This is a genomic window from Janthinobacterium agaricidamnosum NBRC 102515 = DSM 9628, from assembly GCF_000723165.1.
Lineage (GTDB): Bacteria > Pseudomonadota > Gammaproteobacteria > Burkholderiales > Burkholderiaceae_D > Janthinobacterium > Janthinobacterium agaricidamnosum.
Genome location: NZ_HG322949.1, coordinates 275,836 through 298,203 on the forward strand (window position 1 = coordinate 275,836; position 22,368 = coordinate 298,203).

The 22,368-nt window shown below is 56.2% G+C and carries 19 protein-coding genes and 2 pseudogenes; 13 read left to right on the forward strand and 8 right to left on the reverse strand.

The features are described 5' to 3' along the window. The first annotated feature begins 44 nt into the window (after positions 1–44). From GJA_RS01040 to GJA_RS27035, 3 genes are all read left to right on the forward strand, one after another. Positions 45–767 carry a response regulator gene (locus GJA_RS01040; RefSeq protein ID WP_038487776.1) on the forward strand — a complete coding sequence of 241 codons (723 nt, stop codon included), beginning with the start codon at positions 45–47 and terminating at the stop codon, positions 765–767. Further along, positions 764–2,146 (forward strand): ATP-binding protein, encoded by a 1,383-nt coding sequence (locus GJA_RS01045; RefSeq protein WP_038487779.1) that lies wholly within the window; start codon positions 764–766, stop codon positions 2,144–2,146. Before GJA_RS01040 ends, GJA_RS01045 begins: the two co-directional genes overlap by 4 nt. Positions 2,147–2,219: 73 nt before the next feature. Then, on the forward strand, positions 2,220–3,233 hold the full coding sequence (locus GJA_RS27035; RefSeq protein WP_144241398.1) for a hypothetical protein: 1,014 nt from the start codon (positions 2,220–2,222) through the stop codon (positions 3,231–3,233). A gap of 21 nt (positions 3,234–3,254) precedes the next feature. Here GJA_RS27035 and GJA_RS01050 read toward each other — a convergent pair whose 3' ends face one another. Next, a complete protein-coding gene (locus GJA_RS01050) occupies positions 3,255–3,590 on the reverse strand; it encodes a DUF1993 family protein (RefSeq protein WP_081905195.1) in 336 nt (111 codons plus the stop codon). Positions 3,591–3,691: 101 nt separating this feature from the next. Next, the gene (locus tag GJA_RS01055; protein WP_038487783.1) at positions 3,692–4,441 is read right to left on the reverse strand and encodes an SDR family NAD(P)-dependent oxidoreductase; all 750 of its coding nucleotides are present in this window, start codon (positions 4,439–4,441) and stop codon (positions 3,692–3,694) included. A 194-nt stretch (positions 4,442–4,635) separates the two neighbouring features. On the opposite strand from GJA_RS01055, the pseudogene GJA_RS28570 reads away from it, so the two are divergent. Then, positions 4,636–4,746: pseudogene (locus GJA_RS28570) on the forward strand (helix-turn-helix domain-containing protein); the annotation flags it as partial. 229 nt (positions 4,747–4,975) lie between these two features. Further along, a complete protein-coding gene (locus tag GJA_RS28575) occupies positions 4,976–5,560 on the forward strand; it encodes a substrate binding domain-containing protein (protein WP_339325647.1) in 585 nt (194 codons plus the stop codon). A gap of 22 nt (positions 5,561–5,582) precedes the next feature. Here GJA_RS28575 and GJA_RS28450 read toward each other — a convergent pair whose 3' ends face one another. Together GJA_RS28450 and GJA_RS28455 are read right to left on the reverse strand one after the other, a co-directional pair. Beyond that, positions 5,583–6,329 carry a M13-type metalloendopeptidase gene (locus GJA_RS28450; RefSeq protein WP_339325674.1) on the reverse strand — a complete coding sequence of 249 codons (747 nt, stop codon included), beginning with the start codon at positions 6,327–6,329 and terminating at the stop codon, positions 5,583–5,585. Between the two features lie 36 nt (positions 6,330–6,365). Beyond that, positions 6,366–6,662: pseudogene (locus GJA_RS28455) on the reverse strand (M13 family peptidase); the annotation flags it as partial. 476 nt (positions 6,663–7,138) lie between these two features. Here GJA_RS28455 and GJA_RS27040 point away from each other — a divergent pair. Both GJA_RS27040 and GJA_RS27045 read left to right on the forward strand, forming a co-directional pair. Then, a complete protein-coding gene (locus tag GJA_RS27040) occupies positions 7,139–8,083 on the forward strand; it encodes a hypothetical protein (RefSeq protein ID WP_144241399.1) in 945 nt (314 codons plus the stop codon). Positions 8,084–8,109: 26 nt separating this feature from the next. Beyond that, positions 8,110–9,429, forward strand: a complete 1,320-nt coding sequence (locus tag GJA_RS27045; protein WP_144241400.1) for a phosphoribosyltransferase-like protein — start codon at positions 8,110–8,112, stop codon at positions 9,427–9,429. A 429-nt stretch (positions 9,430–9,858) separates the two neighbouring features. Here the strand turns inward: GJA_RS27045 and gyrB are convergent, their stop codons facing one another. From gyrB to dnaA, 3 genes are all read right to left on the reverse strand, one after another. Continuing rightward, positions 9,859–12,357, reverse strand: coding sequence for a DNA topoisomerase (ATP-hydrolyzing) subunit B (gyrB, locus tag GJA_RS01075; protein ID WP_038487789.1), 2,499 nt, complete (start codon positions 12,355–12,357; stop codon positions 9,859–9,861). A gap of 175 nt (positions 12,358–12,532) precedes the next feature. Next, positions 12,533–13,639 carry a DNA polymerase III subunit beta gene (gene dnaN, locus GJA_RS01080; protein WP_038487792.1) on the reverse strand — a complete coding sequence of 369 codons (1,107 nt, stop codon included), beginning with the start codon at positions 13,637–13,639 and terminating at the stop codon, positions 12,533–12,535. Positions 13,640–13,838: 199 nt separating this feature from the next. After that, the gene (gene dnaA, locus GJA_RS01085) at positions 13,839–15,239 is read right to left on the reverse strand and encodes a chromosomal replication initiator protein DnaA (protein ID WP_038487794.1); all 1,401 of its coding nucleotides are present in this window, start codon (positions 15,237–15,239) and stop codon (positions 13,839–13,841) included. Positions 15,240–15,679: 440 nt separating this feature from the next. Here dnaA and rpmH point away from each other — a divergent pair, with 440 nt between their 5' ends. The 6 genes from rpmH (at position 15,680) to GJA_RS27050 (ending at position 21,223) form a co-directional block, all read left to right on the forward strand. After that, positions 15,680–15,814, forward strand: coding sequence for a 50S ribosomal protein L34 (gene rpmH, locus GJA_RS26445; RefSeq protein ID WP_010401996.1), 135 nt, complete (start codon positions 15,680–15,682; stop codon positions 15,812–15,814). Positions 15,815–15,837: 23 nt separating this feature from the next. Continuing rightward, complete coding sequence (rnpA, locus tag GJA_RS01090) at positions 15,838–16,287, forward strand: ribonuclease P protein component (RefSeq protein ID WP_081905592.1); 450 nt, start codon at positions 15,838–15,840, stop codon at positions 16,285–16,287. Continuing rightward, a complete protein-coding gene (gene yidD / locus GJA_RS01095; RefSeq protein WP_038487797.1) occupies positions 16,284–16,556 on the forward strand; it encodes a membrane protein insertion efficiency factor YidD in 273 nt (90 codons plus the stop codon). The genes rnpA and yidD overlap by 4 nt, the downstream gene beginning before the upstream one ends. Before the next feature lie 11 nt (positions 16,557–16,567). Then, positions 16,568–18,310 (forward strand): membrane protein insertase YidC, encoded by a 1,743-nt coding sequence (gene yidC, locus GJA_RS01100; RefSeq protein ID WP_038487800.1) that lies wholly within the window; start codon positions 16,568–16,570, stop codon positions 18,308–18,310. A 103-nt stretch (positions 18,311–18,413) separates the two neighbouring features. Beyond that, positions 18,414–19,793: a tRNA uridine-5-carboxymethylaminomethyl(34) synthesis GTPase MnmE gene (mnmE, locus tag GJA_RS01105; RefSeq protein ID WP_038487803.1), complete on the forward strand. Its 1,380-nt coding sequence runs from the start codon at positions 18,414–18,416 to the stop codon at positions 19,791–19,793. Between the two features lie 365 nt (positions 19,794–20,158). Next, entirely contained in the window at positions 20,159–21,223 is a 1,065-nt protein-coding gene (locus tag GJA_RS27050; protein WP_206778340.1) for a lysozyme inhibitor LprI family protein, read from the forward strand. Between the two features lie 190 nt (positions 21,224–21,413). On the opposite strand, the gene GJA_RS01110 is transcribed toward GJA_RS27050, so the two are convergent. Further along, positions 21,414–22,349: a LysR family transcriptional regulator gene (locus GJA_RS01110; RefSeq protein ID WP_051780117.1), complete on the reverse strand. Its 936-nt coding sequence runs from the start codon at positions 22,347–22,349 to the stop codon at positions 21,414–21,416. Between the last annotated feature and the right edge of the window lie 19 nt (positions 22,350–22,368).

Below are 22,368 nucleotides of genomic sequence, written 5' to 3' on the forward strand. Positions count from 1 at the left end.
CGGTCGACAATCCGCAGCGGCCACTCCACCGATGTTGCAGGAATATGAAAAAAGCAGACCACGTATTGATCGTCGACGACGATCCCGAAATTCGCCAGTTGCTGACCGACTATTTACAAGGCAATGGCTACCGCACTTCGGCCGCCGCCGATGGCGAAGAGATGCGCCGTTTGCTGCTGGCCGTGCCGGTCGACATCGTCGTGCTCGACCTGATGCTGCCGGGCGACGACGGCTTGACGCTGTGCCGCGAATTGCGCAAACGCAGCAACACGCCCGTCATCATGCTGACCGCGCGCGGCACGCTGATCGACCGCATCGTCGGCCTGGAAGTGGGCGCCGACGATTACCTGCCGAAACCGTTCGATCCCCGTGAATTGCTGGCGCGCATCAAGGTGATCTTGCGCCGCGCGCGCAGCTTTCCCGAACAAAGTGAAATCGAGCAAATTCCCTACATCCATTTCGCGGGCTGGCGGCTCGATACGCAAGCCCGCCAGATGCTGTCGCCGAAGGGTGTGACGATCACGCTGGGCGGTTCCGATTATTTGCTGTTGCGCGAATTGCTGAACCACCCGAACCGCACGTTGAGCCGCGATTATTTGCTGGGCCGCGTGTATGACAAGGAAAGCGCGCCCTTCGACCGCGCCATCGACGTCTGCATCAGCCGCTTGCGCCAGCAGCTCGACGACGATCCGCGCGCGCCATCGCTGATACGCACCGTGCGCAACGCCGGCTACATGCTGACCGCCGTGGTCGATCCGCAGGCATGAAGTACTTGTGGCCGCAATCGCTGTCGGGCCAGCTCGCCATCATCCTGGTGATCGGCATGTTGCTGGCGCAAATGTTGACCGGCACCATCTGGTACGACATGCGTTACGGCAAGGCGCTGGAAATGCCGACCCGGCTGGTGGCCGCCAAACTGGGTCATAGCTTGCGCATCCTCGATGCGGCCGATGCGGGCGAACGCGATCAATTGATCGCTGCGCTGAGCAGCACCGATTTCCATTTGCAATTGCTGGCGATGCCGAGCACCGCCATGCAATCGTCCGACCGCAGCGTGACGGCGCTGGCCCAGTTGCTGCAAGAAGTGCTGCAGCATGAAACCGGCAAACGATTGAATATCCGCATGCTCGACATCCACCTCGATGGCGACCATGAAGGCGAGGATGAATTGCTGACCTTGCTGCATACCGAATACCCATCCGGCCATTTCCGGCTGCAAGTGCAATTGCCCGATGGCGCCTGGCTGCAGGCGGACGCGCGCGAAGGGCAGGCCGGCATGAGCATGGCGCCGCTGAGCGCGCTGTTCGATTATTTGGGGCGCATCTATCTGCTGCGCATCGCCGCCATCATCGTCATCGCGCTGCTGGCGGTGCGGCTGGTGATGCGTCCGCTGAACCGGCTGGCGCGCGCGGCCGAGCGGCTGGGCGCCAATCTGCACAGCGAACCGCTGACCGAAAGCGGCCCGCTGGAAGTGCGCAAGGCGGCGCAGGCTTTCAACGCCATGCAGCGCAGGCTGATCGCCAACATCGCCGAACGCACGCGTTTCCTGGCGGCGGTCTCGCACGATCTGCGCTCGCCGATCACGCGCATGAAATTGCGCACCGAAATGCTGCGCCAGCCCGAACAGCAAGAAAAATTCCGCAAGGATCTCGATGAAATGGACGCCCTGATTTCCGCCACCTTGAACGTGGTGCAAGACATCGAGGTGCATGAAGAAAAGCAGTTGATCGACATCGACAGTTTGCTGCTGAGCCTGCAAACCGACTTCAGCGAAATCGGCGCCGAAATCACCGTGCACGGCAAGGCCGCGCCGCTGCCGGCCTATGGCCGCAGCCTGAAACGCTGCCTGCAAAACTTGCTCGACAACGCGGTGCGTTATGGCGAGCGGGCTGACGTCAGCGTGCAAGACGATGAGCGGCAATTGCGCATCACCATCAGCGACCACGGCCCCGGCATACCGGAGGCCATGCTGGAGCAAGTGCTGGAACCGTTTTACCGCCTGGAACAATCGCGCAACAGCAGCACCGGCGGTTTCGGCCTGGGGCTGAGCATCGCGCAAACCATCGTGCTGGCGCATCACGGCAGTTTGAGCTTGCATAACCGCGAACAGGGCGGATTGGAAGCACGGATTATTTTGCTAAGATAAGCAGATTCCGACTGACAGAAAAATTCCTTCTCTGTTATTTTGTGGAATTAAAATTGAATACGGGAGTTAATTTGTGGCCTCTGATTTGAGCGGAGAAGTAAGTAAGGAAAATAAATATTCCCACTCTTATAAGGAATTTTTTCCCGTATTAGGATTCATGATTTCTCATCCTTTCGAGATTTTTGCGTTACTAGTCTCTGTCATAGGAATTTTAGGATATGCTGCGGGTGATTCATTTTATCAAGGTTGGAATTCGGTAGCGGGAATTTCATCATATACTTTTTCTATTGGTACATATGAGAAAATAGTAAAAGGTTTGACCCTTGTTTCTCCTTGGATTTATTGTATTGCCCTTTTAATTTTTGCTATTGTTTACGCATCAATGTTGGGGATATGGGATGAATGGCACACGCAAAGAAGTTCTTTAGTAAGAATTCGTAGACGCAGTTTTGAAAAGAAGAACGAAAGGCTGCTACGTTATAAAATTGCGAAGGCGGCTAAGGCTGAGAGGTGCACTTTTGGAATTCTTGCGAGAGATACAGGGCCTTTAAATTTAAAATGGAAAGAGCTTGGCCCAAGAGGTCGTTGGCGGATAAGATCTGAAATAAGATATGAAGAGAGGAAAAGAAAATTAATTCGATATGAGAAATATGGAGTTAAAGTTATTGGATTGATTTTTTATCTTGTTATTGTTGGTGTGTTTTCACTATCTTATTTTGTTTTAAAAAATATGATTATCAAGCCGGCAAATAGAGATGGCACACTGGAATATATTGGAATTTATTTGGCGGTGACAGGAAAATTGCCAACGCAGTTAGTGAACAATAATATTGAGAAGAAGCGGATGGTGGAGCTTGCCTGCGACGGTTATCATGAATTGTGGAAATATCGATTTTCCTCGATCAATGACGCTGAAGTTGATGGGGGATCTGGCAGTGGGAAATATATTTTACAAGGCGGAGATAAAATATTTTTCCTTTTAGGGAGTGAAGGTTCAAGTATCTATTCTTTTGGCAGTAAGAATTTTGTATTGAACGAGGCGTATCCAAGAAAGTATTCCGACTTGGTCAAGGATTGCAAAGATTGAACTTGCTATTGGCTCTTCATGTCATGCAGATCGATCTATTATGCGGCGCGGCCGTGCGGCGCCGCCACATCGCGGCTGGGCGGATTCCTGCAGCTCTTCGAGCGTGGTTTCGGTATCCTGGAAATTGGGGCCGGCAATCGCGGCGAGACGGGCCGCGCCGCCCTTGGCATTGTCGCTGGCGCGTTGAACCTGGCCAGCCAGAGGAAGCATGTCCGGCGCCAGGCGCGATTGCAGCAGCACGGATTGCGGAATATTTTTTTCGGCCGCGTAGGCCGCTACTTTGTCGAGGTAGTGCGACATGATGCCCAGGCCGCGTATCAATACGGGAATGGAGGCATCGTACATGGAAAGGGACATGATCGTTCCTGTTAGCTTGCGTGTTTAAAGAGAGCCCGCACATGTGCGCAGGCGCTGCGGATAAGCGCCTGCGCCTTGCCGGCGCAGGCGCCCGGCCACAGTTAGACTTGGGCCATGCCGCCGTCGACTGGCAGGTCGATACCGGCGATGTAGGCGCTTTCATCCGATGCCAGGAACAGCGCGGCGGCAGCGATTTCGTGCGCTTCGCCCATGCGGCCCAGTGGAACCTGGGTAGCGAAGAACGCACGCACCTGGTCGGCTCCTTCTTTGGTTTCAGCCTGGCTGTCGATCATCGGCGTATCGATTGGCCCCGGGCTCAAGGTGTTGACGCGGATGCCGCGTTCTTTCAGTTCCGCGGTCCAGGTGCGGACGAACGAACGTACTGCCGCCTTGGTGGCGCTGTAGGTGGCGTAGCCAGGGAAACCCTTGGTCGATGCGATCGACGATACCAGGATGATAGCGCCGCCCTTGCCCATCAGCGGCAGCGCTTTTTGCACCGTGTAAAACAAGCCTTTGGCGTTGATGCCGAAGGTCTTGTCGTAGTGCGCTTCGTTGGCGTCATCGATGGGCGTCGGCTCCACGATGCCGGAGTTCGCCACGACGATGTCCAGCTTGCCTTTTTGGGATTTGACGGCGGCGTACAGGCGCTCCAGGTCTGCCATGCTGCTGACGTCGCCTTGCACGGCGCTGACGTTGCTGCCAATTAGCGCGACGGCCTTGTCCAGCTCGGACTGGCGGCGGCCGGTGATGAAGACGTATGCGCCTTCGTTGACGAAGCGTTGCGCCGTTGCCAGGCCAATGCCGCTGCTGCTGCCGGTGACGACTGCTACTTTACCTTTAAGATTGCTCATATCGATACTCCAGTGATGGTCAGGTTAAAAAAGGCGTTTGTCGCGAGGGCTTCGTTTTCCCTTGCATCCAAGCTCCCCATGACCAAAGTATCGGGGCGAGGCCATCAACCGATAAGACCACGCAACCGTATAATGCCTATGCCTCGATAGCATGAATGTGATTTTAGGAGTGTCAATTGGATCGTTTTCTACTAATGCAGTGCTTCGTGCGCGCGGTTGAAACCGGCAGCTTTTCGGCCGTGGCGCGAGAGCTGGGGACTGGGCAGCCCAACGTGAGCCGGAACATCGCGGCGCTGGAACAGCATCTCGGTACGCGGCTGCTGCACCGTTCGACGCGCAAACTGACGATGACCCCTGAAGGCGAGCGCTACTATGCGGAGGTCAGGCGGGTCTTCGACGCGATCGCCGAGGCCGAATCCAATGCCAGGGGAGAGGATAAACCCAGCGGCTTGCTGAAGGTGAGTTGTCCGACTTCACTCGGCCGCACCCAGCTGCTGCCTTGGGTGGTGAAATTTCTCGAACAGTATCCGGACAATGGAAGTCGATGTCCAGATCAGCGACCGCTTCATCGATATGGTGGAAGAGGGCGTGGACCTGGCAATCCGCATCGGCACCTTGGAGGACAGTACCCTGCGCGCCCGGCGCATCGGCGCATCGGAGCGCGTGTGTGTCGCCAGTGCCGGCTACCTGCAAAAAAAGCCGGCGCCCAAGGCGCCGGCAGACCTGGCGAACCATAACTGCATCGCCTATACCCTTTTTTTCGCAGGTACCTCCTGGCTCTTCAGCGATGGAGAGGCGGTCATCAGGGGAAGCATGAAGTCCAACACGCTCGATGGCGTCCATCAGGCCGTGATCGATGGACTGGGGATAGGGTATGGTCCTCTGTGGATGTTCGAGGATGCGGTGCGCAGCGGTGACGTGAAGCTGCTGCTCACCGACTTCAGCCCGAAGCCGGTGCCGATCCTGATCGTCTATTCTGCCAGCAGGCTGATGCCACGCAGGGCCAGCGCGTTCATGGATTTTTTTTCCGAGGCGTTCAAAAGCCAGCCATCCCTGAATGAGGGATCGCTGCGGAAACTGCTTGAAAGCCAGGGCGCATCCCTCAAGTTCACAGCGTGAAAACGTGAGTCCGTTTACATCCTTACCACATGATCACGCGTTGCTCGGGCGGCAGATACATCGGATCGCCCGGCTTGATGTCGAACGCCTCATAGAAGCTAGGCTGGTTCATCACGGTGCCCTTGGCGCGGAATTCGCCCGGCGCATGCGGATCGCTCTTGATCTGTGCAATCGCCGCCTCAGGGCGCAATTTGGCGCGGCATTTCGTGGCAAAGCCGATGTACAGGCGCTGTTCGCCGGTCAGGCCGTCGAGCACGGGCGACGGCTTGCCTTGCAGCGAACGTTCATAGGCCTTGTAGGTGACCGACAAGCCCGAATTGTCGGCGATGTTTTCACCCAGCGTCAGCTCGCCATTGATGAAGTAGCCTGGCACGGGGCTGTAGGCGCCATATTGCCTGACCAAGCCTGCGGCACGCGCCTTGAAGGCGCTACTGTCTTGCGCGGTCCACCAGTTGCGCAGGCGGCCATGGGCATCGTACTGGCTGCCGGAGTCGTCGAAGGCGTGGCTGATCTCATGGCCGAAGGTAATGCCAAGCAGGCCGTAATTGACCGCATCTTCGGCTTTCACATTGAAGAATGGCGGCTGCAGGATCGCGGCCGGAATCGTGATTGAATTCAGTTCTGGGCTGTAGCTGGCGTTGACGGTTTGCGGCGTCATCCACCATTCGTCGCGGTCGACCGGTTTGCCGAGCTTGCCGAGATTTTGCTGGTGGCTCCAGGCGCGCGCCGCCCGCACGTTGGCGATCAGGTCATGCTTTTGCGTGTGCATGGCGCGGTAGTCGCGCCACTTGTCCGGATAGGCGATTTTGGGCTTTAATGCCGCCAGCTTGGCTTGGGCTTCCTTCTTGGTCTCCGGTCCCATCCAGTCGAGCTGGTCGATGCCGTCCTTGAACGAGGCCACGAAATTGTTAAACATGGCCATCACGCGCGGCTTGGTTTCGGGCGGCAGATACATCTCGACATACCGCTTGCCGACTGCATCGCTCAGGGCGCCATTGGTAAAACGCAGCGCCAGTTGCCACAGCGGTTCACTTTGCGGGACGCCGCGCAGCACCGTGCCGTCGAAGGCGAAGCGTTCCTTGACGGCGGCGCTGTTCAGATAGGAAGCGTAGCTTTCTGTTTAGTAATTTAAAAAAAGACAGACCCCGACTTTCCTACCCCTGCTCCGCGCAGCTTGGAAATTTTGGGTTTCATCACTTGCAGTTTCCTCATCCCTCTCATCGTTGAGGGTGCAGGTCTCCGCAACGGCTGTGAGCCATTTTTGGGTGTCGATGGCACGCATTTTACGCTTGTTCAGAGGCTTGACAAAACTTTGAACCGCCGGATACTATGAGTTATAGGCGCGCCCCCCGAGAAATGGAGGGTATTGGGACTCGACAGAAATGAACGAGAAGATGCCTGATGGTATATCCTACCCAGGAAGAACCATCGCGCGAACGGAAGGCACGCGTTTGTCGCTATCGATAAGTGCTTTAGTCTTGGGTACCTACCTCATGTAGGATACGCAGCAGAATTCGGTACGGCTCGGAGATATCCGAGCCGTTACTCCATCTGGACCACGAAACTCTAAGGATGCGAATGTCAGAGCAATCAATAGTCACTGTTCCAGCTGCAAAATTCGAATTTCTGTCCATTGTGGATCTACCAGCGTTAAAAGCTCATCTCAAACAAACACTCACTGGCCCGACAATTTTAGGTAGTCAGCTTGGGGAATTGCTGCTGAGAGCATCACCAGTAATCGAGCGTCAAATAGTTGTGCGTCAATTCGGTGGCCTTAGAAAATTCGCTAGAGACCATTTGAGCGATATGGTCGTGCTCAAAGCCCAGCATGCTGTTGGTCAGGCAGAGATATATGAAGTGTTGGTAGGTTCTTCCGAACTAGGCGAGCCTGCTAGCGCTCGTGAGCCGTTGAGCTTTACACCTCGAAATGCTAGATTTTTTTGGTATGCTATCAGTAATCCCCTTTCTAGGTATGCTACTGCAATAGTTGCAAACAAGCTTGTATGCCACGTTAAAAACGAACCAGTCGATGGCGCTGTAAGCTTCCTCCCTTTTTCTCTTGAAAATTACCGCGAGGTCGCTCGAGAATTCGTGGCTTCGCTTCCTTCGCCTGTGAACAACATGGCTGAAACTCTCCTGACTGAGACTAAGCCTGAGGAATTACACCGAAAATTGATCCCATTCCTCCGCACTGAGTGTGGAGGGGCAGAAGTACAACGGTGGGATGGCATACGTCGCTCGGAAATCTTGAAGAAGTTCGTTGAGCAGGCCCTAGCGCACGGCCTAGACGCAATAGAGGTCGAGGATTATAGACTGATGCTTTCCAAAGTGAATTCTAAGCCGGAGGCGCTCACTGTCATCAAAAACGAGACCAAGCTAGTGGATCAAAAGAAATCAGAGGGGTTAACGAATATACAATTTATAGCCATAGATGTAATACGGCGTATGAGTGATGAGCAGATAAGGGCGCTGGATCTTCCATTTGGTCTTGTTTTAGATGCTGCGACAACTAAGCTTACCTGAGCGTTGCTTTTAGAGCACAATGATTTATGGCCAAATTACTTGTTGTATGTTCTGATATGGAAATGGCGCGGGTTGTCGATGCGCTCCGATATTCAGTGAGATCAGATCAGCGGCAGGACGTTATCGTCTGGGAACTACGTGACGGCTGCAAATTAGTGGACGGGAATCAGCAAACAGTCTTTTGGACAGATATTCCCGCCGACATACATGTTTTGGTGACGAAGTCTGTAAAAGGCTTTCCGCGAGACATACTTATTGATGCTGGGTACTCTATCAAAGTTGTATCGCGAGAGGGCTTTTTTCAGGAGGGAAATTCTAAACTTGAGCGCTTCTTGGAGACTCTTGGGATGTGCTGGACGGATCAAGCGCGGGATGCCTATGAGTCTTACGATCACCGTTCTCCAGATTTTGATGTGGCTAGTTGGTTAAAGCAATTTGACGCCATTGGAGCACCAAGCTTAGGTAAGGCACTGCTTCGACACTTAGAGGTTCTACCAACAGATCAATGCGTGTCGATCCTCGCTAAGAGTTATTTAGCTCATAGTGGTGTACCGGCAGATTTTGTTGCTACGTTGTCCAAAATGGGAAAAAGTGGAGCTGCCTTATCTGGCGGGTTGAGACGTCATTTAGAACGGGATCCTATAATTCTAACTGACGCAATTGAAAAAAATGCCACTTCTCAAGAAAGAAAATGTATTCATGTTTTTGAGGATGGGCTTTGGACCGGTATAGAACTATCACGTGTACTTGAGTCTTTAATTGGAAAATCGACAAAGCCAAAATTGCCCGCTTTATCAGATCCTACGCTGTTGCATAAATATAATGTGGTTCTTCATTTTGCATTGGCTACTGATATCGGTATCTACGCTGCTAAGTCACTTTTATTAGAATGGGATTTGAAAAATTTCTCACTTGCTACTTCAAATTCAAAGATGATTGAAGTACTAACTGCTGAGGCGAAATCAAACTTTGAGAATGGAAATTTCTCTTTTAAACACGTAAGGGATTTCGCCTCAGAGGTTTCAATCACTCCAAGAATTATTACCTTACTGAGTGTAGAAATGAGCGATGCCGCAATAACCCATGTAATGGGGGTGATTAGGACAGTTGGATCTCAACTCTGGGCGATTAACAATAAAGCATTGTCAGATTCAGCAATTCCTCTAAACGTAGAGTTCGGTGCGAATGGAATCGGGTCAACAACCCTCTTCCGACATAGTTCTCCGAGAGCAGTCCTCCCCATGTTTTGGGCAAGTGGCCCTATAAAGTGGGGCTCCAAGCGCATTCACTGGAAAGCGCTGTTTCCTGAAAATGGTCCCAAGGATCATATACTTGCTACTTCTTAAATTCTTGGCAGTCAGAAATTATCAATGCGATAGTTATTTTTTAAGCTTGCGCATTTCACTCAACCGCAGATATACGTTTTATCTATTCTTGTCAGAGTGGCCCAGTTTGGTTACGTATGAAGTAAAAACGCCCGCAGCAATGCGGGCGTTTATTTGGAGTATTTTCCAACTCTGAAAAACTAATTTCCTATCCAATCTAGCAACTATAGGAAAGCTAAGTAAGCCGTAATAAATTCTTGTGATTTCTGACTTCCATAACCGGCGCTCTGCGGTGTTGCTCGCCGCTAGCAGTGCTCGCACTGCGTCGCAACGAGCGCCTTGCAGCGCATCCGGTTCTGTTCGCCATAACTTCACAATCATTTTCCACGACCTACTTAGTAAATGTTTTTAGTCGTAGAACAGTGGGACTCCACGGTAAAGTAATTGAAATTAAACGTCAATATTCCCCGCCCTCAACGCATTATTCTCAATAAACGCCCTGCGCGGTTCCACATCGTCCCCCATCAGCGTCGTGAAAATCTGATCCGCCGCGATCGCATCCTCGATCTGCACTTTCAGCAAGCGGCGCACGGTTGGGTCCATGGTGGTTTCCCACAGTTGGTCCGGGTTCATCTCGCCCAACCCTTTGTAGCGCTGTTTCGAGACGGTGCGTTCGGCTTCGTCGCGCAGCCATTGCATGGCGTGGTGGAAGTCCACCACGGCGATTTCCTTCATGCGCTCGCCTTCGCCGCGGCGCACGAACGCGCCTGCGCCGATCAAGCCCTGGAACGTCGCCGCCGCGTTGGCCAGCACGCTGTAGTCCGGGCCTTGCACGAAGTCGGCGTCGATGGCGCTGACTTTGACGTTGCCGTGATGCATGCGCTCGACGCGCAGCACGTGTTTTTCGGACAGTTCATCGGAACGCACGAAGACTTTGACCGCCGGGTCGTTGATGGTGCTTTCCAGCGCCTGGCGCGAGGTTTCGGCTTGCTCGATGGTGTCCAGGTTCAGCGTCACGCCGGTCATGATGGCGGTCAGCGCGGCACGGTCGATCACGCGGGTCAGGCGGGTCATGATGGCGTTGGCCAGGTTGAACTGGCGTACCAGTTCGCCCAGCGCTTCGCCGCTGATGGCCTCGGCGCCTTCGCGCGGCACCAGCACGGCGCTGTTCAGCGCCACGGTCATCATGTAGCTGGCTTCTTCCAGGTCGTCCTTCAGGTAGCGCTCGTCGCGGCCGGCCTTGACCTTGTACAGCGGCGGCTGGGCGATGTAGATGTGGCCGCGCTCGACCAGTTGCGGCATCTGGCGGTAGAACAGCGTCAGCAGCAGGGTGCGGATGTGGGCGCCGTCGACGTCCGCATCGGTCATGATGATGATGCGGTGGTAGCGCAGTTTGTCGACGTTGAATTCGTCCGGTCCGATCGAGGTGCCCAGCGTCGCGATCAGGGTGGTGATCTGTTCCGACGACAGCATTTTTTCGAAGCGCGCCTTTTCGACGTTCAGCACCTTGCCGCGCAATGGCAGGATGGCCTGGAATTTGCGGTCGCGTCCCTGTTTGGCCGAGCCGCCCGCGGAATCGCCCTCGACAATGTACAGTTCGGACAAGGCCGGGTCTTTTTCCTGGCAGTCGGCCAGTTTGGCGGACAGGCCGAGGCCGTCCATCACGCCTTTGCGGCGGGTCAGGTCACGCGCCTTGCGGGCCGCTTCGCGCGCGCGCGCCGCTTCGACGATCTTGCCGCAAATGATCTTGGCGTCGTTCGGTTTTTCTTGCAGGTAGTCGGACAGCGTCTTGGCGACGATTTCCTCGACCGGGCCGCGCACTTCGGACGACACCAGCTTGTCCTTGGTTTGCGACGAGAATTTCGGTTCCGGCACCTTGACGGACAATACGCAGGTCAAGCCTTCGCGCATGTCGTCGCCGTTGATTTCAACCTTGGCCTTCTTGGCGAATTCGTGTTCGTCGATGTATTTGTTGATCACCCGCGTCATCGCCGCGCGCAGCCCGGTCAGGTGGGTGCCGCCGTCGCGCTGCGGGATGTTGTTGGTGAAGCACAGCACCTGTTCGTTGTAGGCGTCGTTCCATTGCATCGACACGTCGACGGTGATGTTGGTGCCCTGGTCCGACTGGCGCTCGCCGGTGGCCTGGAAAATCGTCGGGTGCAGCACCGACTTGGCCTTGTTGATGTATTCGACGAAACCGCGGGTGCCGCCTTCGAACGCGAACACTTCTTCCTTGCCGGTGCGCTGGTCGGACAGCTTGATGTTGACGCCGTTGTTCAGGAAGGACAGTTCGCGGATGCGCTTGGCCAGGATTTCGTAGTGGAATTCGACGTGCGTGAAGATTTCTTCGTCGGCCCAGAAGTGGACGTCGGTGCCGCGCTTGTCGGTTTCGCCGATGACCTGGATCGGCGAGGTGGCGACGCCGTCGACCATTTCGATGATGCGGTTTTGCGGCACGCCACGGACGAATTCCATGTGGTGCACTTTGCCGTCGCGGCGGATGGTCAGTTTCAGCAGTTTCGACAAGCCGTTGACGCACGAGACGCCGACGCCGTGCAAGCCGCCCGACACTTTGTACGAGTTCTGGTCGAACTTGCCGCCGGCGTGCAGTTCGGTCATGACGATTTCAGCGGCGCTGCGCTTGGGCTCGTGCTTGTCGTCCATTTTCAGGCCGGTCGGCACGCCGCGGCCATTGTCGGTGATCGAGATCGAGTTGTCGGAGTGGATCGTGACGTGGATTTCGGTGCAGTGGCCGGCCAGCGATTCGTCGATCGAGTTGTCCAGCACTTCGAACACCAGGTGGTGCAAGCCGGTGCCGTCCGAGGTGTCGCCGATATACATGCCGGGGCGCTTGCGCACCGCTTCCAGGCCTTCCAGGATTTGGATCGATGCGGCGCCGTATTCTTCCGCTTTGGCTGGGATCGGATTGTCTAGTGGATTCTCGGACATGGACTGCTTTCTCAAATAACGATTACTGATTGATTCGGGAATACTTGTTACAACAAGAAGCCGCCGAAAACCGTCGCGAGCGGCTCAAGTTGTGGCTGAGAAGCGCAGCTGTACCGGGGTACAGCGAGCATCGCAGGCCGCAAATTGCGCCGCGTAGCAGGTTTGCGGGGCTTCTTTAAATCCGCATCGGCATGACAACGTACTTGAAGTCGGCGTTGTCAGGGATGGAAATCAAGGCCGACGAATTCGAGTCGCCCAGTGCGATGTTGACTTGCTCGCATTTCAGGTTGTTCAGCACGTCCAGCAGGTAGGTGACGTTGAAGCCGATGTCGACGGAATCGCCGCCGTAGTCGATTTCCAGCTCTTCGACCGCTTCTTCCTGGTCGGCGTTGGTCGAGCTGATTTTCATGCTGCCCGGGGTGATGATGCAGCGCACGCCCTTGAACTTGTCGCTGGTCATGATGGCGGCGCGTTGCAGCGAACGCAGCAATTCATCGCGACCGATGGTGAAGTCGTTTTTGTAGCCCTTCGGAATCACCCGGGTGTAGTCGGGGAATTTGCCTTCGACCAGTTTCGAGATCAGTTCGATGTCGGCGAAGGTCAGCTTGACCTGGTTGGCGGCGATGTCCAGTTGCACCGGCTCGTCGTTTTCTTCCAGCAGGCGCTGCAATTCGATGATGGTCTTGCGCGGGATGATGACTTCCTGGCGCTCGAAGGTTTGTTCGGTCGCGACCTGGCAAAACGCCAGGCGGTGGCCGTCGGTTGCCACGGCGATCACGTTGTTGCCGTCCAGGACCAGCAGCAAACCGTTCAGGTAATAACGGATGTCTTGCTGCGCCATCGAGAAATGCACCATGTTGAACAGGTGCTTCAGGGTTTTTTGGGGCAGCGTGACGGACGCGTTGTAGCTTTCGGCTTGCTGCACGGTCGGGAATTCTTCGGCCGCCAGGGTTTGCAGGGCGAAGCGCGACTTGCCGGTTTGTACCGTCAGGCGCTTGTTCAGCAAGGTCATCGTGACGTCGCCCGATTCAGGCAGCGCGCGCAGGATGTCGAGCAGCTTGCGCGCGGCCACGGTGGTGCCGGTGACGTCGGCGCCCGAGCCGATTTCGGCGTGGGTGGTGATTTGCACTTCGGTGTCGGTCGACAGGAAGGACACATGTTCGCCGTCTTTGCGGATGAGGATATTGGCCAGAATCGGCATAGTGTGCCGACGCTCGACAATACCGCTCACGATCTGCAGTGGCCGGAGAAGGGTATCTCGGGTGGTTTTGACCAATTGCATAGTAATCCTCGATGTAGATAGTTTAACGGTGTTCAGTTGAACGTATTAGTTTAACAAGTATTTTTGACAATGATTGCACTGGATAGCCTGCCGGATAGGCCGCAGTGCCTTGCCAGATAATACGGGCAAAGCACGTTTTGAGCCAGTCCCGCCGGACGGTATGTCGCGCCAGACTATTTTGCCTGAATGATAACGCCGCTTATCCCTTCAACGTCTGTTCCAGCACATGTAATTCATGGTTGCATTCCGGGTTCTTGGTGCGGTCCAGCGCGATCTTGCGTACCGCGTGCAACACCGTCGTATGATCGCGGCCGCCAAACAGTTCACCGATTTCCGGCAAGCTCTTTTGCGTCAATTCCTTGGCCAGATACATCGCGATCTGGCGCGGCCGGGCGATATTCGCCGGACGGCGCTTGGAATACATGTCGGCGACCTTGATGTTGAAGAAGTCGGCCACCGTTTTCTGGATGTTTTCCACGCTGATCTGGCGGTTTTGTACCGACAGCAAGTCTTTCAGCGCTTCTTTGACGATATCGATGGTGATGTCCTTGCCATGGAAACGCGAGTACGCCAGGATCTTGCGCAACGCGCCTTCCAGCTCGCGCACGTTGGAGCGCAAGTGCTTGGCGACGAAAAACGCCACGTCGTCGGAAAAGGTCACGCCTTCCTGCTTGGCTTTCTTCAGCAGGATCGCCACGCGCATTTCCAGTTCCGGCGGTTCGATCGCCACCGTCAGGCCGGAATCGAAGCGCGAGATCAGGCGGTCATCCATGCCGGTGATCTCTTTCGGATAGGTGTCCGAGGTGATGATGATCTGTTTCTTGGCCGCGATCAGCGCCTCGAACGCATAGAAGAACTCTTCCTGCGTCCGGCTCTTGCCGCCAAAGAATTGAATATCATCGATCAGCAGCATGTCCAGCGAGTGGTAATAGTGCTTGAAGTCGTCGAAACCCTTGCGTTGGTAAGCGGTCACTACGTCGCGCACATACTGTTCCGCGTGGATGTAGCGGATCTTGGCGCCCGGCTGGTCGGCCATCACCTGGTTGCCGATGGCGTGGATCAAGTGGGTTTTACCAAGGCCGACGCCGCCGTAGAAGAACAGCGGGTTGTACGACACGCCCGGATTATTCGCCACCTGGATCGCGGCGGCGCGCGCCAGCTGGTTGGCCTTGCCGGTCACGAAGCTGTCGAAGGTCAGGTCGGTATTGATGCGGCTTTGCTCGCGGCGCGGCGAATTGCCGATGCTGAACTCGGGCACGCTCTGGGCCGGCTCGGCCGCCGTGCGGTTGCTGGGCGCGCCGCCATTCGGGTCGCTGGCCGGCACGCTGCTCGGGCTTGCCGGTTTTTTCGGCAAGGCCAGGCGCGGGTCGAGCACGAATTGCACATCGGTCGGCGCTTCGAAATACTGGATCGCCAGCGCCGTGATGCGGCTGGCGAACTGGGTCTTGACCCAGTCCAGCTTGAATCGGTTGGGCGCGGCGATGCGCAACTTGCCCTCCTCGTAGTCGAGGGGGATAAGCGGTTTTATCCACGCACTGAATTGTTGCGGTGTCAGCTCCAGTTCCAACTGCGCGGAACAGGCCTGCCAGAAATTATCCATGAATCGTCTATGTGAAAAGGTGTGGGAGGGCGTATCGATACTGCCCTGCGCACACCGTGATGCAAGGCCGGCGTCGCGCGAGGGCTCGCCACACGTAACACGCTATTCTACTCCCGACCGCCAAAGTTATCCACAGGCACGTCTGTTATTTTGCATGAAATGCCATGCCTGAGCCTGTCTTCCTGGCTTTCCTGGCAAGTCATGCCTGAGCTTAAAACCGACAGCCGACGATCTCAAGTCTTGACAAGGATGGGTGATATGCTGAATAATTCAGGGTTCCCCGCCCGTATTCCGTGTTTATATGGAGTAAGCGTGGATTAAGCGGGCGATGAGATTGGCCAGCTTGTGCCTTGGCATAAGTGCGCGATTGTCATTGGCACCAAAAACTGACGGGACGTCAGACCCGATTTTGCATTTTTTTTGTTTTTAGCGAGACCAACATGAAACGTACTTACCAACCTTCCGTCGTCCGCCGCAAGCGTACGCACGGCTTCCGCGCTCGTATGGCTACCCGTGGCGGTCGTGATGTGCTCAACGCACGTCGCGCAAAAGGCCGCAAACGTCTGGCCGTCTAGGCTTGCCGTTGCCAGCTGATCGCGTGGCTAGCTGTACTCCAGTCGGCAATTTTCGCGAAGGTTCACACGACTTCGCACGCGTTCGGCGTATCGTTAAAACGGATGAATTTTCATCCGTTTTTCGTTTGCGTCCGGCGCAAAAAACAGCCCATTTCGTGCTGTACACCCGACTGAATGAATTGCCGCATGCGCGGCTGGGCGTCGTTGTGGCCAAGCGTTTCGCGCCGCGCGCGGCGACCCGCAACACGATCAAGCGCGTGACGCGCGAATTGTTTCGCGTCAGTAAATTGCCCGCCATCGATTGCGTGGTGCGCCTGTCGCGCGCCGTCAACACCAAGGATGGCCCCGCCACCACGGCCAGGCTGAAAGCCGAGCTGCGGGCGGAATTGACGCGTTTGTTTGCTTCGCAAAATCATCCGCGCAAGCCGCTTAGTGCTGTCAGCCCGGCCGATGGCGTCAAGCCAGCGCCATGAAAACCCTGCTATTGCTGTTGTTGCGCTTTTATCAGCTCGCCATCAGTCCGATGCTGGGTCCGCGTTGCCGTTTTTATCCGAGTTGTTCGCACTATGCGATGGAAGCGCTGAACGTGCATGGCGTATTGAAAGGCGGCTGGCTGGCCGCCAGGCGGCTGGGGCGCTGCCATCCGTGGAATGACGGCGGGCTCGATCCGGTGCCGCCTTCCGATAAGTCCGGCAAGGCCAAACAATCTTCAACGACCGCTTGCGGTTGCAACCACTCCTGACAAATACCCTAATGGATATCAATAAACGTACCATCCTGTGGATCGTGTTTTCCGTGTCGCTGGTAGTTCTGTGGAACGACTGGATGGTCTCGAACGGCAAACAATCCATGTTTTCCGCGACGCCGGAACAGGCGGTCAAGGCTCCCGCCGCGCCTGGCGCGAACGGCGCGCTGCCGGCCGCCAGCGGCGCTTCCGCCCTGCCGGGCGCAGCCGTGGCCGATGCCGCGTTCAAGAGCGAACGCATCACCATCACCACCGACGTCATCAAGGCCGATATCGACACCCTCGGCGGCCAGGTCAAACGCCTGGAATTGCTGAAGTATAAGAGCAGCGGCCATCCAGGCTGGTTCGGCGGCTGTTTCGGCCTGTTCAAGTGGTGCCAGCCGGATGCGGACGTGGCCAAGAATGAAGTCTTGTTCGACGAAGGCATCGGCCACACCTACCTGGCGCAAACCGGCCTGATCGGCGGCAGCGCCGGCGCGGTGTTCCCTAACCATACGTCCGGTTTCGTGGCCCAGCCAGGCGTACGCACGCTGACCAATGGCGACACCGTGCAACTGGTGCTGGACTCGGTGCAAGGCGGTATCAAGCTGACCAAGACGTTTACCTTCAAGCGCGGCGATTACGTGATCGACGTCAAGCATACCGTCACCAACGTCGGTGACGTGCCGGTCAAGCCTGAGCTGTACATGCAACTGGTTCATGACGGCAACAAACCAGCGGGCGATTCCTATTTCAACAGCAGCTATACCGGCCCGACCATGTACACCGACGCCGACAAGTATAAAAAGCTGACGTTCGACAAGATCGAAAAGGAAACCGCCGAATCGATCAAGACGGGCCGGCCGATGGCGCAAGACCATGCGGTCAAGGCTGACAATGGCTGGTTTGCTATCTCGCAACACTTCTTTGTGTCGGCATTCGTACCGCAAGACAAGCTGTCGCGCGATATCTTCACCAAGAAAGTGGACACCAACGTCTACGCCATCGGTAACGTATTGCCGATCGCCACACTGGCGCCGGGCGCCAGCGCCACTGTCGACGCCAAGCTGTATTCCGGTCCGCAAATCTCGCACTTGCTGGAAACCGTGTCGCCTGGCCTGGAACTGGTCAAGGATTATGGCTGGCTGACGATTATCGCCAAGCCGATCTTCTGGGTCATGGAACACATCCACGGCATCCTGGGCAACTGGGGCTTTACCATCATCGCCTTCACCATCCTGATCAAGCTGCTGTTCTTCCCGCTGTCGGCGGCAGGCTACCGCAGCATGGCCAAGATGAAACTGGTGACGCCGAAGATGCAGGCGTTGCGCGAACGCTACAAAGGCGATCCGCAAAAGATGAACCAGGCCACCATGGAACTGTACAAGACCGAGAAAATCAACCCGCTCGGCGGCTGCCTGCCTATTTTGGTGCAAATGCCGGTGTTTATCGCGCTGTACTGGGTGCTGAACGCGTCGGTTGAAATTCGCGGCGCGCCGTGGATCGGCTGGATCACCGACCTGGCCCAGCACGACCCATGGTGCATCTTGCCGGTGCTGTACGCGATTTCGATGTTCATCACCACCAAGCTGAACCCGGCCCCGGCCGATCCGATGCAGGCGAAGATGATGCTGTTCATGCCGCTGGCGTTTTCGGTCATGTTCTTCTTCTTCCCGTCCGGCCTGGTGCTGTACTGGGTGGTGAACAACGTGCTGTCGATCGGACAGCAGTGGGTAATCACCAAGAAATACGCGCCGGCCGCGGCAAAATAAGCAGCCTGGCCAGTGGAAAAAAGCTCGCGCCTGGCGCGGGCTTTTTTTACGTCTTTTTATGTCTCATGGCGCCAGGTGCGCGCCAATAAATTACAATCGCCCAATGAAACTCGACTCTTCCCCTATCGCCGCCATCGCCACCGCACTTGGCCGAGGCGGCATCGGCGTGGTACGCGCGTCCGGCAAGGACCTGGCGCCGCTGATCGGCGCGCTGTTCGGCGCGACAGCGTTGCGGCCGCGCCACGCCAGCTATTTGCCATTCACGTCCGGCGACGGCGCCATCATCGACCAGGGCATCGCGCTCCACTTCCCGGGACCGAATTCCTACACCGGCGAGGACGTGCTGGAATTGCAGGGTCATGGCGGCCCGGTGGTCTTGCAAATGCTGCTGGCGCGGGTGCTGGAAGCGGGCCGGGACATCGGCTTGCGGCTGGCCGAACCGGGCGAATTCACCCGCCGCGCCTTCCTCAACGATAAACTGGACCTGGCGCAGGCGGAAGCGGTGGCCGACTTGATCGACGCGTCGACCGAGGCCGCCGCCAAGTCCGCGTCGCAATCGCTGTCCGGCGCGTTTTCGAAAACCATCCACGCGCTGGTCGAGCAAGTGACGGGCTTGCGCATGCTGGTCGAAGCGACGCTCGACTTCCCGGAAGAGGAAATCGATTTCCTCGAAAAATCCGATGCGCGCGGCCAGTTGCAAGGCGTGATCGAGGCGCTGCACAAGGTCTTTACCCAGGCGGCGCAGGGCGCCTTGCTGCGCGAAGGCTTGAACGTGGTGCTGGTCGGCCAGCCGAACGTCGGCAAATCTTCCTTGCTGAACGCGCTGGCCGGCGCCGACGTGGCGATCGTCACGCCGATCGCCGGCACCACCCGCGACAAGGTCAGCGAAATCATCCAGATCGAAGGCATCCCGCTGAACATCATCGACACGGCCGGCATCCGCAGCGCGGAAGACGCGGTCGACGTGGTCGAACGGATCGGCATCGAACGGACCTGGGGCGAAGTGGGCAAGGCCGACGTGATCCTGCACTTGCTGGACGCCGACCATGGCCCGACGCTGGCCGATGAACACATCGTCGCCGCGTTCCCGGCCGGCGTGCCGGTGCTGCGCATCTGGAACAAGATCGATTTGTCGGGCCACAAGCCGGCGGTCGATGCGATGGATGACGCGACCCATGTGTATCTGTCGGCCCACGAGCATATCGGCATCGACTTGCTGCGCGCCGAATTGCTGCGCATCGCAGGCTGGCAGCAAACCGGCGAATCGCTGTACCTGGCGCGCGAGCGTCACTTGATCGCGCTGAAATCGGCCGGCAAGCACCTCGGTATCGCGGCCGAGCACGCGGCCCAAAGCGACCAGTCGCTGGACTTGTTCGCCGAAGAGCTGCGCCTGGCGCAAGTGCAATTGTCGAGCATCACCGGCGAGTTTTCGCCGGACGATTTGCTGGGCGTGATTTTTAGTCGGTTTTGTATTGGGAAATAGATACTGTTTCGAGGGAGTTCGAAGAATACCAAAATTGGTCTTGCGCACTATGAGAATTCGTAATTCTAATGCCTAACAGTTCCGAAGATTTCCAGTCGATCCTTACCTCTTTAGGTACAAATTTTGGTAGACGTTTGAGATATACCTAGTCAACTGTGTACCTAAAAGTAGTCTATGTCTTGTTACGGCGTCCCACTGATCGATACCAAGATTAAGGCCTTGAGGCCTAAGCTTGCGCGTTATCGCGTGAGTGACACCGGCGCTATTTGGTACCCAGCGCCGGAAGGGTTTTAAAATTGGCAATATATTGCGGAAATGCTATTCTAGATTCTTGGTCTACCCCTACTACTGAAAGTAAAACAAAAATGACAGTTCAGCGACGCCTTTTGGTGCCTATGTTGTTCGTGATTGCTGCCGTCGCCGCAATCGGGTGTGAAAGAAGGGATGCTGCTTCCTCTCCAAATAGCCCGGAAACTTCCGAAAGTCTTACTGCTGCACCGTTAGTCACTGACTTAGTAACTTCGGAGCGCCCACGAGATGAGGCGGCGTTCATCGATGCGGTGAGTCAAGCTCAAGCGGCGCAGAGCAGCGCACAAAACGATATGCAGCGTGGGGGCATTAAAGCTGACCGAGATGCCGCCATTTGCAAACTGCTGGCAAGTGGCACTATCCAAGGCTGGACAGGCCGCGTGTCTAAGGTGGATGCAAATAGTGATGGGAAAGGCGTTTTTGCTGTTGAGATTGCTCCCAACATCTTTTTGAAAACTTGGAACAACGATCTATCCGACATTAATGACCGTACCCTGATGGAACCGGGTTCCCAAGTATTTAAAGCAGCATCAAGGATGCAAAAAGATAGCCCTGTGCGCTTAAGTGGGAATTTTTTTGCTGCTAGTGAAAGCGATTGCATTAAAGAAGGAAGCTTGACTTTGCGTGGTAAATTGAAGGATCCCGAGTTTATCTTTAGATTCGATACTGTGTCCGTGTTGACCCCTACCCTTAGTGCTGCTCATGTCGTAGAGAGGAATTCTGCTGCGGATGAGGTACGGGTAGCTACCCCTCCAGTCAGTAATAGCCCTGAGCCATCAGGCGCAGTGCAATCATCTGTCGATTCTCCAGATGCACAAGGGGATGAGGTCAGGCAATCGATCAGTGATAGAGACTCCGTTAGCGAGCAGGGGGACAGAGTCGATTGTCGTAAGGCCGGCTCCCGTACCGAGCACTTAATTTGTGGAACCCCAGAGTTGGCTGCAGCAGATGCAAACATGGCGTTAGTATATCAAGTAGCATTACGTCAGACCTCAGATAAGAATGCTTTGATGGGTTTCCAAAACGACTGGATCAAGTACAACAGAGATCGATGTTCAGACGTCGATTGCTTACGTCAGTCTTATCGCGAGCGTCTAGATAATCTTCAGGGTACCCGATAGCTCTTGGTTGTGGAAAACTGCGAGCGTAAATTGGAGACGAGCCGGCAGTTTGTCGTGCTCGTCTTCTTGTCACTGGTACAGCATAGACTTTGAACAGGTTTTTAGGTACACAGTGCGTCATTGATAATGCTTTCGTTCTGCTGAAATATTGTGCACTTTCCTCTTCAGCAGTTTCTGCATCGAAATAAGCTTAACTTTCCCGGGCCGCCGTATTGGCCGATATCGCATCCTTGTCGGCGAACAGTTGATTGACCACCGAACGCAGCCAGATCAGCCTGGCGTCTTCGTGGTAACGGCGGTGCCAGTGCTGTTTTAAATCGTAGGCCGGGATGTCGACCGGGGTTTGCACCACGCGCACCTTCTTCGAGTCGGCGAAGGCGTTGCCGACCGGGCGCGGCAGCACCACCACCAGGTCCGAATCGGCGATGATGGTCGGGATGCTCATGTAGTGCGAGGTGCGCAGCACGATGTTGCGGCTGATGTTGCGCGCCGCCAGCTCGGCCTCGAACATTTCCTGGCTGCGGCCGCCGTCCTGCACGAATGCGTGTTCGGCCGTCGTAAACTGTTTCAGCGTCATGCGCGGTCCCTTGATGCTGTGGCCGGCCCGCACCATGCACACCAGGCCGTGCGAAAACAGCCGCTGCTGGAACATATTGCCCTGTTTGATATCCGGGAAATAGCCCAGCGCCAGATCGACCTCGCCGCGGTTCAATGCTTCTTCCAGTTGCTGCGGCGGCAGGCTGACGGAACGCAGCCGCGCTTGCGGCGCGGCCTGGCGCAAGAAGTTGAACAGCGCCGGCAAGAACACGATCTCGCCGACGGCGCTCAGGCACACCACGAATTCATCGCGCGACCGGGCCGGGTCGAAGGCCGGGCTGCGCAAGATATCCGCATCGATCAAGCCGATCACTTCGCGCGTCTTGCCGATGATGTGTTGCGCGCGCGGGGTCGGCAGCATCTGGCCGGCCTGGCGCACGAACAGCGGGTCGCCCAGCGATTCGCGCAGCCGCGCCAGCGCCGCGCTGGCCGCCGGCTGGCTCATTTTCAGCTGGCCGGCGGCGGCGGTCACGCTGCCGGTGTCGTACACCGCCACCAGCAGGCGCAGCAAGTTCAGGTCTGTTCTCATGTCGATAAACGCCGGCTAG